At 69.0% G+C, this 15421-nt stretch carries 13 protein-coding genes; 5 read left to right on the top strand and 8 right to left on the bottom strand.

Annotated elements, in window-relative coordinates:
• Positions 1 to 108 precede the first annotated feature (108 nt).
• The 4 genes from KW843_RS05965 to lgt all read right to left on the bottom strand — a co-directional run bounded on the left by KW843_RS05965 (position 109) and on the right by lgt (position 4905).
• On the bottom strand, positions 109 to 1122 hold the full coding sequence (locus KW843_RS05965) for a tripartite tricarboxylate transporter substrate binding protein (RefSeq protein ID WP_218294137.1): 1014 nt from the start codon (positions 1120 to 1122) through the stop codon (positions 109 to 111).
• Positions 1123 to 1331: 209 nt separating this feature from the next.
• Positions 1332 to 2831 carry a malonyl-CoA decarboxylase gene (locus tag KW843_RS05960; protein ID WP_218294471.1) on the bottom strand — a complete coding sequence of 500 codons (1500 nt, stop codon included), beginning with the start codon at positions 2829 to 2831 and terminating at the stop codon, positions 1332 to 1334.
• Entirely contained in the window at positions 2831 to 3499 is a 669-nt protein-coding gene (locus tag KW843_RS05955) for a GntR family transcriptional regulator (protein ID WP_218294136.1), read from the bottom strand. The genes KW843_RS05960 and KW843_RS05955 overlap by 1 nt, the downstream gene beginning before the upstream one ends.
• Before the next feature lie 578 nt (positions 3500 to 4077).
• Entirely contained in the window at positions 4078 to 4905 is an 828-nt protein-coding gene (gene lgt / locus KW843_RS05950) for a prolipoprotein diacylglyceryl transferase (protein WP_218294135.1), read from the bottom strand.
• A gap of 212 nt (positions 4906 to 5117) precedes the next feature.
• On the opposite strand from lgt, the gene bfr reads away from it, so the two are divergent.
• On the top strand, positions 5118 to 5588 hold the full coding sequence (gene bfr, locus KW843_RS05945; protein WP_218294134.1) for a bacterioferritin: 471 nt from the start codon (positions 5118 to 5120) through the stop codon (positions 5586 to 5588).
• Positions 5589 to 5676: 88 nt separating this feature from the next.
• Here the strand turns inward: bfr and KW843_RS05940 are convergent, their stop codons facing one another.
• Complete coding sequence (locus KW843_RS05940) at positions 5677 to 6600, bottom strand: LysR family transcriptional regulator (RefSeq protein ID WP_218294133.1); 924 nt, start codon at positions 6598 to 6600, stop codon at positions 5677 to 5679.
• Positions 6601 to 6711: 111 nt separating this feature from the next.
• On the opposite strand from KW843_RS05940, the gene KW843_RS05935 reads away from it, so the two are divergent.
• The 3 genes from KW843_RS05935 (at position 6712) to KW843_RS05925 (ending at position 10410) form a co-directional block, all read left to right on the top strand.
• Positions 6712 to 8010 carry an SGNH/GDSL hydrolase family protein gene (locus tag KW843_RS05935; protein WP_218294132.1) on the top strand — a complete coding sequence of 433 codons (1299 nt, stop codon included), beginning with the start codon at positions 6712 to 6714 and terminating at the stop codon, positions 8008 to 8010.
• Positions 8011 to 8155: 145 nt separating this feature from the next.
• The gene (locus KW843_RS05930; protein ID WP_218294131.1) at positions 8156 to 9169 is read left to right on the top strand and encodes a GlxA family transcriptional regulator; all 1014 of its coding nucleotides are present in this window, start codon (positions 8156 to 8158) and stop codon (positions 9167 to 9169) included.
• 65 nt (positions 9170 to 9234) lie between these two features.
• Positions 9235 to 10410: an MFS transporter gene (locus KW843_RS05925; RefSeq protein WP_218294130.1), complete on the top strand. Its 1176-nt coding sequence runs from the start codon at positions 9235 to 9237 to the stop codon at positions 10408 to 10410.
• Position 10411: 1 nt separating this feature from the next.
• Here the strand turns inward: KW843_RS05925 and KW843_RS05920 are convergent, their stop codons facing one another.
• Positions 10412 to 11377 carry a LysR family transcriptional regulator gene (locus KW843_RS05920; RefSeq protein ID WP_218294129.1) on the bottom strand — a complete coding sequence of 322 codons (966 nt, stop codon included), beginning with the start codon at positions 11375 to 11377 and terminating at the stop codon, positions 10412 to 10414.
• A gap of 163 nt (positions 11378 to 11540) precedes the next feature.
• Here KW843_RS05920 and ilvD point away from each other — a divergent pair, with 163 nt between their 5' ends.
• Positions 11541 to 13247 carry a dihydroxy-acid dehydratase gene (gene ilvD / locus KW843_RS05915; RefSeq protein ID WP_218294128.1) on the top strand — a complete coding sequence of 569 codons (1707 nt, stop codon included), beginning with the start codon at positions 11541 to 11543 and terminating at the stop codon, positions 13245 to 13247.
• Positions 13248 to 13458: 211 nt separating this feature from the next.
• On the opposite strand, the gene KW843_RS05910 is transcribed toward ilvD, so the two are convergent.
• Together KW843_RS05910 and KW843_RS05905 are read right to left on the bottom strand one after the other, a co-directional pair.
• Positions 13459 to 14658, bottom strand: coding sequence for a hypothetical protein (locus KW843_RS05910; RefSeq protein ID WP_218294127.1), 1200 nt, complete (start codon positions 14656 to 14658; stop codon positions 13459 to 13461).
• Positions 14655 to 15395 carry an ABC transporter ATP-binding protein gene (locus KW843_RS05905; protein ID WP_369642173.1) on the bottom strand — a complete coding sequence of 247 codons (741 nt, stop codon included), beginning with the start codon at positions 15393 to 15395 and terminating at the stop codon, positions 14655 to 14657. The genes KW843_RS05910 and KW843_RS05905 overlap by 4 nt, the downstream gene beginning before the upstream one ends.
• Positions 15396 to 15421 lie beyond the last annotated feature (26 nt).

Raw genomic sequence — 15421 nt, 5'->3', positions numbered from 1 at the left:
CCCCACAACAACTGGCGCAACGCCATCGCCAGTGCCACCGTGGAACTGGCTCTGCCAGGCCACGGGTGGCGTCCCCCTCAGGGGGATGGCGCGAAGCGCCTCAGGGGGTCAATCAAGTTTTGCGCCAGAAGCCTTCACCACCGCCGCCCAGCGCTTGACCTCGCTGCTGACCATGCCGGCGAACTGCTGCTGCGTGAGGCCGCCGTATTCGGCGCCATTGCTGGCCCAGATGGTCTTGAGCTCGTCGGCCGCGCCGAGCTTGCGGATCTCCTCGACGATGCGCGCCTGGACATCGGCCGGCGTTCCCTTGGGCGCCCACAGGCCATACCAGGTGGTCACGGTGTAGTCGGGCAGGCCCACTTCGGAAGCGCAGGGCACGTCCGGGAAGGCCGCGTTGCGCTTGGAGCCGGACACCATCAGCGCCTTGATGCGCCCCGCCTTGATATGCGCGGCCGACGAACCCAGGCCATCGAACATCATGTCCACCTGCCCACCGATCAGGTCCTGCAGCGCAGGGCCCGCGCCACGGTAGGGGATGTGCGTGATGAAGGTGTTGGTCTGCTGCTTGAACAGCTCGCCCGCCAGATGGTGCGATGTGCCCGCGCCCGCCGAGCCGTAGTTGAGCTTGGCGGGGTTGCGCTTGACATGGTCCATGAACTGCTGGAAGTTGCCCACCGGCACGTTCTTCGGGTTGACCACCACCACCTGCGGCACGTTGGCCAGCAGGTACAGCGGAATGAAGTCCTTCTCGATGTCGTAGTCGAGCTTGGGGTACATCGACGGGGCGATGGCGTGGTGCACCGCGCCCATGAACAGCGTGTACCCGTCGGGCGCGGCCTTGGCGGCAAAACTGGCGCCCACGGTGCCCCCCGCCCCGCCCCGGTTGTCGATCACCAGCGTCTTGCCGGTGGCGCGGGAAAACTGCGCGGCCAGCGGCCGCGCGAACGCATCGGTGCCGCCTCCGGCCGGAAAGGGGACGACCAGGTTCACGGGCTTGGAGGGCCAGGCGGAGGCCTGCGCCCAGCTGCCGCCGCTGCCCAGGCCCAGGCCCGCTGCCGCCGCTGCGGCCAGCAGGCTGCGGCGCTGCACCGCTCGGTCGTCGATTCGCATGTTGTCTGTCATTTCCTTGTCTCCTGTCGTCGTTGTAAAAATGGAAACCGGCCCGTGGCGTGCGATCGGCCATCGGCCACCGGTTGCTGCCTGCACTTCTACCAGAAAGACGCCGCGCCCCGGGCGCCACGCCTGCCAGGCGGGCAGGTCAGCCGCCTTTCGGCCCCCGGCCCACCGGCCCAGGGCCAAAACAGTGCCGCCCGCCGCGCGGGCGGCACGGATCAATCACCACGGCACAGGCTGTCGATGTCCCCCGACACCGGCACCTTGCCCTGCGCAAGCAGGCTGCGGTGCTTGTCGATGCGCTTGAGGTCATACAGATAGTTCACCATCAGCCCGTACGACTGCTTGAGCCCCTTGCCGGAAGGATCGCCCGCCCAGTTCAGCCGTTCAACCCGCGCGCCGTTGCCCAGGTGAAAGCGTGCCACCGGGTCGACCGGCTTGCCTTCGTGCAGTTCGCGCCCCAGGTAGCGGGCGGCGCATTCCAGCAGCATCTGGCGCACGGGCGATTTGGCGTCAAGCTCCAGGGCCTTGTCGATGGCGGCCAGCAGGTGCGTGGGCTGCGGGGGCTCGAAGCCCACCGCGCGGCCCAGCTCGGCGCGGCGCTTGTCATCCAGGCGCTCGAGCATCGCCCCCGCGTGCTTGCCCAGCCACGAGCGGAAGCCCGGAATGGGCGACAGCGTGGCAAAGGTGCGCAGCCGCGGGAACTCCGCGGTGAGCGTCTCCACCACGTGCTTGATGAGCGAATCGCCGAAGCTCACGCCGCGCAGGCCCGTCTGTGTGTTGCTGATCGAGTAGAAGATCGCCGTGGTGGCCCGGGAGATGTCCACCGGCGCGGCCGCCTCGTCCAGCAAGGGCGTGATGCTGGCAGAAATCTTGTCCACCAGCGCCACCTCCACGAAGATCAGCGGCTCGTTGGGCAGGCGTGGGTGAAAGAAGCCGTAGCAGCGCCGGTCGCTGTCGAGCCGGTTCTTGAGGTCCGCCCAGCTGCGGATGTCATGCACGGCCTCGTACTTGATGAGCTTTTCGATCAGCGAGGCCGGCGAATCCCACGACAGGCGGCGCAGCTCCAGGAAGGCCACGTCGAACCAGGTGGAGAACAGGTGTTCCAGCTCCGCATCCAGCGCCAGCAGGCGCTTGTCGGCCTTGAGCAGCGGCAGCAGCTCGGCCCGCATGTCCACCAGGAAGCGCATGCCCTCGGGGAACACGGAAAAGCGCTGCAGCAGCCGGGTGCGCGGCGACACCAGCGCGCGGCGCAGGCTGATCTCGGCCTGCCCCTCTTCGGCCGTGCCCGCCGCGGCCTCGTAGCGCTGGCGGGCCGACTTGAAACGCGTGGCGTCGGGCGCGAACTGCTCGCACATCAGGAGCCACATGTCGCGCCGCATCTCGGTCTCGGCCCTGGCATACCACTCGGCCACCGCCTGGGCGCGGCGCCCGCCCTCGAGCTCACTCACCTGCGGGGCCACCACCTCCTGCAGGTCCGCCAGCAGGCGGCGCAGCGCGCGCGGCGACAGCGCCTCCTGCCCGCGGCGCAGCGTCGCCTGCAGACGTTCGTGCGTGGAGCGCGGCACGGCCACCTTGGCCACCACATCCGTCACCGACTTGTCGATGGCGGCCCTCGCGGGCTTCTCGCCGGACTTGTCGGCCGCCTTGTCCGTGGCAGGCGCGGCGGTGCGCAGGCGGGACACGCTGCGGGCGATCCATTCGGGGGTACTGTTCATCATGGTGTCAGCCTCGATTGCTGGTTGCGGGCAACGTCGCGCAGCGCATCGCGCTGGCGCAACAGGTGGGTGCGCATGGCCTCCTCGGCAGCGTCGCAGTCGCGCGCCTTGAGCGCGGCGAACACGGCCAGGTGCTCGGCCAGGCTTTGCTGCAGGCGGCCCGGCGCATGCAGCGTCTGCAGCCGCGCCAGCCGCAGGATCTTGCGCAGGTCGCCGATCACCTGCGCCAGCCAGCGGTTGTCCGCCAGCGTGATGAAGGCCTCATGGATCGCGTAGTTGGCTTCGTAGTAGTCGGTAAGGAGTCCGTCCGAGGCGCATTGCTGCAGGCGCTCGTGCAGCACCTCCAGCGCCGCGACGTCGGCGGCGCCCGCCTTGCGGGTGGCCTCGTGCGCGGCCCGCCCCTCCAGCAAGGCGATCACCGGGAACAGGTCGTCCAGGTCGCGTTCGGAGATCTCTGCCACGAAGCACCCCCGGCGCGGCTCGTGGCGCAGCAGTCCCTCGGCCACCAGCACCTTGAGCGCCTCGCGCAGCGGCGTGCGCGAAATGGCCAGCCGCTCGCACAGCGCCGCCTCGTCCAGAAAACTCCCCGGCGGCAAGGCCCCGGCGAAGATCTGCTCGCGCAGCCGCGAGGCGGCTTCGTCGTGCAATGAGTTGGGAATCGGGCGCATGGTGCGGGTGAACTCCAGTGGCAGAGGCGGCACAGTCAGATTCTCTGACGCCTTTGGCCGCCAACACGCCGCCAAAAGCTCACAAATACCGGGCTTTCTCTGATTTCTACGTAATTTCTCATAATTATGAAAAATTACAAGACCTGGAACGCCCAATTCGTTGAATTTCGCAAAAAAATGCGGGCCGGTGGCTCCCACACCACATCCGCGCGCACTCAGCGGGCCATGGGGGCACGCTGGAAGAGGTCACGGAGAAGCCAGGCGCTTCGCGCACGTCGGGATGAGGTTGGCGGGGCTGCCCGCCCCCAGTGGCAAGGCCTGCACGGCCGCCGGACTCACCGGAAAACCGGTGCCCCAGGCCCTGCAGGACGCGCCGCGCGCATGGCACGGGTTCGGGTTCGGCGCCAGCCAGGGCCCCGCCGCGAAGGAGCGCCCTGCGGAAGGCAGCGGAAGAAGCCGCGTGCGCAAGCCCGCCACCCCGCGATACAGGCTGCGGGATGAGCAGCCGGCCACAGCCCGCTGTTTGCTATATTTTCAATAGCTGCCAGCGCTTGATCATCAAGCGTCAGAAGTATTTTTTACTTGAAACCGGGCACGGGGGCCGGCTGCCGCTGTGCCCACAGCCACAGCGCGACGCCGGCGACGATCATGGGCACGCAGAGCCATTGGCCCATGCTCATGCCCAGCGACAGGACGCCCAGGAAGGCGTCGGGCTCCCGGAAATACTCGGCGATGAAGCGGAATGCGCCGTAGCCCACAAGGAACGCCGCCGCCACCTGGCCCTGGCGGCGCTCCTTGCGCGCATAGAGCCACAGCAGGATGAACAGCAGCAGCCCTTCCAACAGGAACTGATAGATCTGCGACGGGTGGCGTGGCTGCATGGAGCCGCTGTGCGCGAAGACCATGCCCCACGGCAGGTCGGGGCTGGAAAAGCGGCCCCACAGCTCGCCGTTGATGAAGTTGCCGACCCGCCCCGCCGCCAGCCCCGTGGGCACGCAGGGCGCCACGAAGTCGGCCACCTGCAGCCACGGACGCTTGCGCGAATGGGCAAACCACAGCATCGCCGCGATCACGCCCAGCAGCCCGCCGTGAAAGGCCATGCCCCCCTGCCACACCGCGAAGATCTCCAGCGGGTGGCTCAGGTAGTAGCCGGGCTTGTAGAACAGGCAGTAGCCCAGGCGCCCACCGACCACCACGCCTGCCACGCCGAGGAACAGGATGTCCTCCACATCCTTGCGCGTCCACGCGCCGGGCCCCGTGATGGACGCGAATGGCGGGTGCCGCAGCCGGGCGATGCCCAGCAGCATGAACAGCCCGAAGGCCGCCAGGTAGGTCAGGCCATACCAGTGGATGGCCAGCGGGCCCACTTGCAGGGCGACGGGATCGATGTGGGGGTAGATCAGCATTTGGGCGGTATTGTGCCCGCGCGCCGTGGCGGAGGGCAGCCGGCAGCCCCGCGGGGCGTGGGGGCAGCCGCGGCGCGGGCCGCGCGCCCCATTTGCGCCCCAATGAGAACGCTTCTGATCCCGGTACGCATGCAGAGCGGCAAGCCGGGGGCATTGCCCACAAAGGCCACGGTCCGCGCGATACTCCCCACCAGAAATTCAAGGATAAGAACATGCAGGGAAACCCACAAGTCGTCGAGTATTTCAAGGATCTGCTGCGCGGCGAGCTGGCCGCGCGCGACCAGTATTTCGCGCACTCGCGGATCTACGAGGACCAGGGCTTCGTCAAGCTCTATACCCGTCTCGACCACGAGATGCAGGAAGAAACCCAGCATGCCGACGCGCTGCTGCGCCGCATCCTCTTCCTGGGCGGCCGCCCCGACATGCGCCCCAAGGAATTCACCCCCGGCGAGACCGTGCCCGAGATGCTGCGCAAGGACCTGGCCACCGAGTACGAAGTGCGCGCCGCCCTGCAAAACGGCATGGCCCTGTGCGAAAGCGTGGGCGACTACGTGAGCCGCGACCTGCTGCTGGCCCAGTTGCGCGACACCGAGGAAGACCACGCCTACTGGCTCGAAAAGCAGATCGGCCTGATCGACAGGATCGGCCTGCAGAACTACCTGCAGTCACAGGCATCGGCGTAAGAACCTGTTCAAGGCCTTTTCGGCCTAGAACAACTCCAGGGATTGCTATCCCGGCAAGGCTGTGCCCGGCCGCAGCATGCGGCGCGCCTCATGAACGAACTGACTGCGCGCCGATGTCGACCCGTTCGGCAAGGAAATCCAGGAAGGCGCGCACGCGCAGCGGCAGGTAGCCTCCCTGGCCGACGAACACGGCATGCACTTCCTCCAGGTCGCCCGGATTGGATTCCTCCAGCACGGGCCGCAACCGGCCTGCCGCCAGGTCGTCGCGGACCTGGAAGGCGGCCAGGCGCGCCAGCCCCAGGCCGGCCAGCGCCAGGTGGCGCAGGGCTTCACCGTCGCTGGCCTGGGCATTGCCCGCCACCGGAACCGCCACGTCCACACCGTTGTGCCGCAGCGGCCAGCCGGCCTGGGCGCGCACGTAGCTGGTGCCCAGCCGGTTGTGCAGCAGCAGATCATCCGGCGCCGCCGGCATGCCCTTGCGCTCCAGGTAGCCGGGCGCGCCAACGATGACCATGCGCGTCTGACCGAGCTTGCGCGCCATCAGGTTCGAGCTCTTGAGCGGACCCGCGCGCACGGCCACGTCGGTGCGCTGCTCCAGGATGTCGATGACTTCATCGGTCAGCACGATGTCCAGGGTGACATCGGGACAGCGCTCAAGGAACTGCGGAGCAAGCGGCAGCAGGAAATGGTGCCCGAACGGCACGTTCGCGTTCACCCGCAGCCGCCCGCGCGGCGCGGCGTGCGCATTGGCGCAGCGCTCGGCCTCGTCCAGATCGGCCAGGATGCGCACGCCACGCTCGTACAAGGCACAGCCCTCGGGGGTGAGCTGGAGCTGCCGCGTGGAGCGGTTCACCAGCCGCGTGCCCAGGCGTTGCTCCATGCGCGCGACCAGCTTGCTCACGGCAGAGGGCGTCATGCCGCAGGCACGGGCTGCCGCGGAAAACCCGCCCAGCTCGATGACACGGACAAATACCTCCAGTTCGCCGGAGCGATTGACATCCAGACGGGCCATCGCGGCTTCCTCGGTGAATTCAAATCACAAATGTTCTTCCGGGGAGAAGTCTAGTTTATTCATGTCTTTGAATTCATCATTGAATCTTACAAAGCCAATGAATTCAACAATATGAAAACCCTCCCTGCCCTCTCGGCGTCGGCGCTGCTGGCCATTGCACTTTCGGCTGGCGCGGCCGCGCCCCACGCTCCAGCGCCTGTCCGTACGTCCACCTGGGTGGCAACCTGGGGCGCAAGCCCCCAGCCTGCCTGGGGACCGGACTTCCTGTTCCCCACCCACCTTCCGCCGGTGCTGCATGGCCAGACGGTGCGGCAGGTGGCGCGCGTCAGCCTGGGCGGGCCCCGCGTGCGCATTGTCCTGTCCAACGCCTACGGCCGGCAGCCGGTGGCGCTGGGCAAGGCGACGGTCGCGCGGCCAGCTCCCGGTGGGGCCGTGCTGGCAGACAGCCTGCACACCGTCACTTTTGGCGGCCAGGAGGCGGCGACGATCCTGCCCGGCGCGTCGCTGGTCAGCGACCCCGTGGGGCTGGCCGTGCCCGCGCTGGCGCAGCTTGCGGTGAGCCTGTACCTCCCCGATGAAACGCCGGTGAGCACCTTCCATTGGGACGGACGGCAGACCACCTGGATCGCCCCCGGCGACCAGGCCACCGCCCCGGAGCTGGTCGCCGGAGGCGCAGCGGTGCAGAGCACCACGGCGCGCCCGCTGCTGGCGGGCATTCAGGTGGAAGCCGCACCGACCGCGCGCGCGGTCGTCGTGATCGGGGACTCCATCACCGACGGGGCCACCGCCAGCCTGGACAATGACCGCCGCTGGCCGGATTTCCTGGCCACCCGCCTGGCGCCGCACGGGGTGGCGGTCGTCAATGCCGGCATTTCCGGCGCCCGCCTGCTGTCCGACGGCATGGGCGCCAATGCGCTGGCGCGGCTGGAGCGCGACGTGTTGGCCCAGCCTGGCGTGCAAAGCGTCATCGTGATGCTGGGCATCAACGATATCTCCTGGCCGGGCACCGCGTTCGCCCCGGCAAGTCCCCGGCCGACGCTGCAGGCGCTGGCGGCTGGCTACCGCCAGCTGATCGCGCAGGCACGCGGCCACGGACTGAGGGTGATCGGCGCGACGCTCACGCCGTTCGAGGGTGCCTTGCCTGGCACGCCGCTCAGCAACTACCACCATCCCGACAAGGACACACTGCGCCGGCAGGTGAACGACTGGATCCGCCACGGCGGCGCATTCGATGCGGTGATCGACTTCGATGCGGCGCTGCGCGACCCGGCCCACCCTGCCCGCATCGCGGCGCGCTTCGATTCAGGCGACCGGCTGCATCCGGGCGATGAAGGCAACCGCGCGATGGCCGAGGCCGTCGATCTGAGCGCCGTCCTGCCCGGCATCGGCGCACCGCCGTCCCCGCGCTGAATCGCCTGGCGACTGCCCCGGCCCCGGTGCGAACGCCGGCGACCCGCCGGAAGCACCCTGTCCCCCAGGCCGCCCTCCAGCCAGTGGCCAGATCTGTGGGGATGTTGTCGTTGCAGCCAACCCACGGAGCCTTCACACTGGCGCCATGCACCCTCCATCCCGCGCTGTCGCCTGCCTCCTCTACCCCGGCGTCATGAGCCTGGACGTGGTCGGCCCCATGCAGGTGTTTGGCTCTGCGAACGCAGAGCGCACGGGCCATGGCCTGCCGCCGGCTTACACGCTGCACCTGCTGGCCGAAGCGCCAGGGCCCGTGCCCACATCGGCCGGGTTCGCGCTGGTGGCCGATGGCGCCTGGGGAACCCTGGATGCGGCTGGCTTCGACACCGTGCTGGTGGCGGGCGGCGATGGGGTGATTGCGCAGCTGTCCAATGCCGGCCTGTGCGAGTGGCTGCGCCACGCCGAGCCGCGGGTGCGGCGGCTGGGGTCGGTGTGCTCCGGCGCGCTGCTGCTGGCACAGGCGGGGCTGCTGGACGGACGGCGCGCCACCACCCACTGGTCGCGCCTGGACCGCCTGCGCCAGAGCCACCCGAAGGTGCTGGTGGAGCACGACTGCCTGCACACGTACGACGCCGCCAGCCCACACGACAGCCATGTCTTCACTTCGGCGGGCGTCACCGCCGGCATTGACCTGGCCCTGGCGCTGGTGGAGGCGGACCTGGGCCGTCCCCTGGCCCTGGCCGTGGCGCGGCGGCTCGTGATGTTCATGCGCCGCCCGGGCGGGCAGGCCCAGTTCAGCCCCCTGCTGGCGCCCGAGACCCTGCACGCCCCACGGCTGGCCGCGCTGCTCGAATGGATTCCCACGCAGCTGGGCGGCGACCTGTCGCTTGATGCCCTGGCCGAACGTGCCTGCATGCCCACCCGCACGCTCTCGCGCGTGTTCCAGCGCGAGCTGGGCATGACGCCCGCCCGCTACGTGGAACGCGTGCGCGTGGAAGCTGCGTCCACGCTGCTGGCGCAGGCCCAGGCATCGATCTCCACCGTGGCCCGGCTGTGCGGGTTCGAGCACCCGGAGAACCTGCGCCGCAGTTTTCACAAGCACCGCGCCGTGAGCCCGCAGGCCTATGCGCAGCGCTTTGGCGCGGGTGTGCCGCTGGACTGACCGCCCCGCGGCCCGGCCCCTTTCCTTCCTACGCGCCCACCGGGGCGCACCACCGAAAACCATCCATGCTGCTCTTGCGCAATGCGTCCGTTCGCCTGCTGTTCGCGGGCCAGGCCCTTTACTGGGGCTGCTCCATCATCGGCATCACGCTCACCTCCATCGTGGGGGCAAGGCTGGCGCCCTGGCCCACCCTCGCCACGCTGCCGCTGGCGCTGCTGGTTCTGGGCAACCTGCTGTCGGTGCAGCCGCTGTCGCTGTTCATGCAGCGCCGGGGGCGGCGCGCGGGGCTGCAGGCCGGTGCGCTCCTTGGCGTGGCGGGCGGGCTGGTGAGCATGGCGGGCGTGCAATGGGGCAGCTTTGCCGTGTTCTGCGCGGGCACGCTGGCCATCGGCGCGTACCAGGCATCGTCGGGCTACTACACCTATGCGGCGCTGGAGGCGGTGGACCCGCAGCAAAAAGGGCGCGCGGCGGCCTGCGTGGTGGCCGGCGGCCTGTGCGCCGCCGTGTTCGCGCCACCGCTGGCGCTGTGGTCGCGCAACCTGCTGGCCACGCCGCTGGCGGGCGCCTACCTGACCATTGCGGTGTTGTCCGCACTCGGGTGGGCGGTGATGGCACGGCTGCGCGAGGGGGCCGCGCCCCAGCCTGCGGCGGGCGGCATCGCGGCCATGCGCACCCTGCTCGCCCGGCCCGGGCTGCGCGCCGCCGTGGTGATGGCGGCCATCGGCCACGGCCTGATGATCCTGGTGATGAACGCCACGCCGCTGGCCATGGAGGTGTGCGGCTTCTCGGCGGCCTCGGCCGCGCAGGTGATCCAGTGGCACGTGATCGGCATGTTCTTCCCGGCGCTGTTCGCGGGCCAGCTCGTGGACCGCTTCGGCAGCCGCCCGGTGGCGGCCGTGGGGGCGGCCTGTCTGGCGGCCAGCGCGGCGGTGGCGCTCTCGGGCATGGCGTTCACCGAATTCCTGGCCAGCTCCTTCCTGCTGGGCACGGGCTGGAACCTGATGGTGATCTCGGGCACAGCGCTGCTCGCCGAAAGCCATGCACCCGAGGAGCGCGGCCAGGCGCAGGCGCTGATGCAGCTGGCCAACGGCACCGTGGCGGCGGCCATGTCCTTTGCCTCGGGCGCGCTGCTCACTGGCGTGGGCTGGACGGCGATCAACGCGGTGATGCTGCCACTGCTGGCCATCGCGGTGGGGCTGCTGTTCGCGCGCGGGCGCGCCGCGCCGGCCGCGGCGGGCTGACTCACCCCGCCGCCGAGCGCTCGCGCACAAAATCAGTGAAGCGCGCCAGCGCGGGGTTGTTGAGCGCGGCGGGCCAGACCAGGCTGGTTTCGCACACGGGCAGTGGCGGCGCGGCCGCCGCCTTGGCGGCCCTGGCCGGGGCCCTGGCCGGCGCGGCCCCGAACGCATCCGCCGCGCGGTAGACCACGCCCTCGCGGCGGAACTGGGTCACGCTCTCGGGCACCCAGGCCACGCCCAGGCCGCCCCATACCAGGTTGACGATGGTCTGCATCTGGATGGCCTCCTGCGCCACCACGGGCACGCGGCCCGCTGCGTGGTACAGCGCAAAGATCGCGTCGTGCAGCGAAGGCACGATGCGGCGCGGAAAGATCACCAAAGGTTCGGCCAGCACCCGCGCCAGGTCCAGGCGCGACGCACCGGCCAGCGCGTGGCGCTCGGGCAAGGCGAGCACCAGCGGCTCCTGCGCCACCACCAGCCGCGCCAACCCGGGCGGCGCGAAGCCCGGCGAATGCAGCATGAGCCCGGCGTCCAGTTCACCGCGCGCAAACAGTTCGCGCTGCACATCGCCCGTGGCCTCTACCAGTTCCAGCGCCACCTGGGGGCACAACACGCGAAAGTCCCGCACCCATTCAGGCAGGCGCTCGAACCCGATGGTGGAGACGAATCCCAGGCGCACGCGCCCCACCTCACCGGCCGCCGCCGCGCGGGCGCGGGCCGGCAAGGCCTGCGCACGCTCCAGAAAGTCGCGCACGTCGGGCAGCAGGGCCTCGCCCGCCGGGGTCAGCGCCACGCGCCGGCGCGTGCGGTCGAACAGCACCACGCCCAGCGAGCGCTCCATCTGCGCGATCGCCTGGGTCAGGGGCGGCTGCGTCATGTGCAGGCGCAGCGCGGCGCGGCCGAAGTGCAGCTCCTCGGCCACGGCCACGAACTGGCGCCAGGCGCGCACGTCGATGAATGCTTCTTTCATAGCGGTGGTGATCCGGTGATATGTTTTATATATTACTGAAGCAGGCGAAAGGGATTGGAAACGCCACTCCAAACCTCGCATACTTGCACCCCGACAGCCGAAGACCCGTGCGCCCCTCTGCGGCGTCTTCCCACTACAACGACTCCCCACCAGGAAAACCGCCATGGCAGACAGCAAGACCATCCCGATCCAGCCCATCAACCGCCGCAGCGCCAACATCACGCAAGGCAAGTCGCGCGCGCCCAACCGCTCCATGTACTACGCCATGGGCTACGAGGAAGGCGACTTCGTCAAGCCCATGGTCGGCGTGGCCAACGGCCACAGCACCATCACGCCCTGCAACAGCGGCCTGCAGAAGCTGGCCGACGCGGCCATCGCCGGCATCGAGGAAGCGGGCGGCAACGCCCAGGTGTTCGGCACGCCCACCATCAGCGACGGCATGGCGATGGGCACCGAAGGCATGAAGTACAGCCTGGTGAGCCGCGAGGTCATCAGCGACTGCATCGAGACCTGCGTGGGCGGCCAGTGGATGGACGGCGTGCTGGTGGTGGGCGGCTGCGACAAGAACATGCCCGGCGGCCTGATGGGCATGCTGCGCGCCAACGTGCCCGCCATCTACGTCTACGGCGGCACCATCCTGCCCGGCCACTACCAGGGCAAGGACCTGAACATCGTGAGCGTGTTCGAGGCCGTGGGCGAGAACGCCGCGGGCAAGATGAGCGACTTCGACCTGAAGGAAATCGAGAAGCGCGCCATCCCCGGCACCGGCTCGTGCGGCGGCATGTACACCGCCAACACCATGTCCAGCGCCTTCGAGGCCCTGGGCATCAGCCTGCCGTACTCGTCCACCATGGCCAACCCGCACGACGAGAAGATGAACTCGGCCAAGGAATCGGCCAAGGTGCTGATCGAGGCCATCAAGATGGACCTGAAGCCCCGCGACATCGTGACCAAGAAGGCCATCGAGAACGCCGTGGCCGTGATCATGGCCACCGGCGGCTCCACCAACGCGGTGCTGCACTTCCTGGCCATCGCACACGCCGCCGGCGTGGAATGGACCATCGACGACTTCGAGCGCGTGCGCCAGAAGACCCCCGTGCTGTGCGACCTCAAGCCCAGCGGCAAGTACCTGGCCGTGGACCTGCACCGCGCGGGCGGCATCCCGCAGGTGATGAAGGTGCTGCTCAACGCCGGCCTGCTGCATGGCGACTGCATCACCATCAGCGGCAAGACGATTGCCGAAGTGCTCCAGGACGTGCCCGACGTGCCCCGCGCCGACCAGGACGTGATCCGCGGCATCGACAACCCGATGTACGCGCAGGGCCACCTGGCCATCCTCAAGGGCAACCTGAGCCCCGAGGGTGCCGTGGCCAAGATCACGGGCCTGAAGAACCCCGTCATCACCGGCCCCGCCCGCGTGTTCGACGACGAACAATCGGCCCTCGAAGCCATCCTGGCCGGCAAGATCAAGGCCGGCGACGTGATGGTGCTGCGCTACCTCGGCCCCAAGGGCGGCCCCGGCATGCCCGAGATGCTGGCCCCCACCGGTGCGCTCATTGGCGCCGGCCTGGGCGAAAGCGTGGGACTGATCACCGACGGCCGCTTCTCCGGCGGCACCTGGGGCATGGTGGTGGGCCACGTGGCGCCCGAGGCGGCGGCCGGCGGCACCATCGCCTTCGTCAACGAAGGCGACAGCATCACCATCGACGCGCGCCAGCTGCTGCTGGAGCTGAACGTGCCCGAGGAAGAAATCGTCAAGCGCCGCGCCGCCTGGACGGCCCCTGCCCCCCGCTACACCCGCGGCGTGCAGGCCAAGTTCGCCTTCAATGCATCGAGCGCGAGCAAGGGTGCGGTGCTGGACGCCTATTGATGAACGGATGAGCGGCCATTGATGGCCCTTTCTGGCGGCAGGCCGCCGCGCCCCCGGGGCCGCGCCGGACAAACAAGCGCCCATGCTGCCCCGCATGGGCGTTTTGCCTTGGCGGGCATCACCACAGGGAGGCCCAGGGCACGCGCCCCGGGTGTTTCCCGAAAGACGCTGGCCAGCCCATCACCGTGCGTGCCGGCCCGTTCGCAGGGCCTCAATGCTTGCGAAACCGGGAGATCCAGCGAAGCCATCCTCCCGCCAGGCTTCTGAGCGGGGCCGTCACACGCCATGACCAGCTGGCGCGCATGAGGGCCGCTTCATTGCGCACCGCGCCCATCAGCAACGCCTCTCGCGCGGAGACACCGCGCGCCAATCGAAGCATCGCGGTCCGCAGCCCCTCGCCCGCGGCCTGTGCGGGCGCCAGCGTGTCCCGCTGGCGCAGGTCAGGCGGCAAGATGGCCTCAAGATCAAAAAAGGCCAGGGGCTGCTCCGCACAGGTGGTGACCAGCAAACCCCAGGGCTCATGCACATCCACCCCCTTGGGCCCGCCCTCCCTCGGGTTGTGCTGCCCCTTGCGGAAGGTGGCATCGTCGAGCACCCGCACCAGCGCATGGGGCTCGGACGCACCATCCGGCCAGCCCTGCGGCGCTCGGCGGAACAACGCGATGTGCGGAGTCCCCGCATCCGCGACCAGCAAAACTCTGCCCCTCGCCGCGAAGCACACGCCATGGGGATAGCTGAGCCCGTGCAGTTCGGCCGATGGCCTGGCGGCGGCCTCCAGCCGCGCATCGTTGCGATACAGGGCCACCACATGCCGGTCATGGTTGCTGATGGCGACCCAATCGCCCGCAGGATCCAGTGCCACGCCATCGGGCACTTCCAGGCCTTCGCGCATCAGGACCTGGGCGTCCACATGGGTCAAGCCGGAACGGGCATCCAGCAGGTGGTGGGTCACGTAGTGCGCGAAGCCATTGCACACCCAGAGTTCAAGCAGTCCGGAGCCCAGAGGCCTGGCGCACAGGCTGCCGGGCGACTTCAGCAGTTCGGTATCGCCCTTGCCAACCGTCGCCAGCGGCTGCAGCCTGCAGGCGGACACGGGCCGCTGCGCGGCGGGAATATCAAAGAACGACACGTTGCCCTCGCGGCTGGCAACCGCCACGGTCCCGTCGCTGACCCAGCACACTCCGTGCGGGCGCTTCAGGCTGGAGGAAGCCACCTGCATGGCATCGGAAACATGGATGCATTTATGCCCATCCTCCAGGCGGCAGTCCACGCCGAGAATCAGCAGCTTGTCCACCGCGATGCCGGCCAGCGCGATGCGGCGCCCATTGGGCGACCAGCTCACGTCCTCGGTACGCCCCAGCGCCGCGATGGTTTCCAGCACCTCGGCCGGGCCCGTGCATTTCAGTCTCACCGGAGCACCCCTTGCTGCAGGTTGTGGAAAGCCAGGGCGTCATCGACGCTGCCATCCATCACCACGCGCCCCTCGCTGAGTACGAGTGCGCGGTTGCAGAAGCTCCGCAGGATGACCTCGTTGTGGGATGCCAGCACCAGGATGGAGACCTGCTCGATCAGCCCGTTGATGCGCTCCTTGGCCTGGCTGAAGAACTTGGCGTCCCCGGCGCCAATCATCTCGTCCATCAACAGGATATCGGGCACCACACTCGTGGACACCGCGAACGCCAGGCGCAGCAGCATGCCCTGGGAGTAGGTCCTTACCGGCAGCTGCAGGTGCTCACCGAGCTGGGTGAACGCCTCCACCGAAGGGACAAGTTCCATCGCCTGCCTGCGCGTGAGGCCCATCACGATGCCGCGCATGATGATGTTGTCGTAGCCCGTGGCATCCACGTCCATGCCGAGCATGATGTCCGTGAGGGCGGCCACCCGGCCGCGGAAAGACAGATCGCCCTGCATGGGCTCATACACGCCGGACAGCACGCGCAGCAGCGTGGTCTTGCCGGCGCCGTTGGAGCCGATCAAGCCGACGCGGTCCCCCGTGCGCAACGCCAGGTTCACGTCGCGCAACGCATGCACGCTGACCCGGCCCAATCCGCTGGATTCGACACGGGCCTTGTCGCGCTGGGGAAACCCCAGCACGGTATTGAGCAGGCCACGGGAACGCGTCGTGAAGACGGGGAAATCTATCGACACGCCTTTCAGCTGGATGTAGGCCGTCT

The sequence above is a fragment of the Acidovorax sp. sif1233 genome (genome assembly GCF_019218755.1).
Taxonomy (GTDB): domain Bacteria; phylum Pseudomonadota; class Gammaproteobacteria; order Burkholderiales; family Burkholderiaceae_C; genus Acidovorax.
This window is presented reverse-complemented; position numbering and strand designations above follow the sequence as displayed.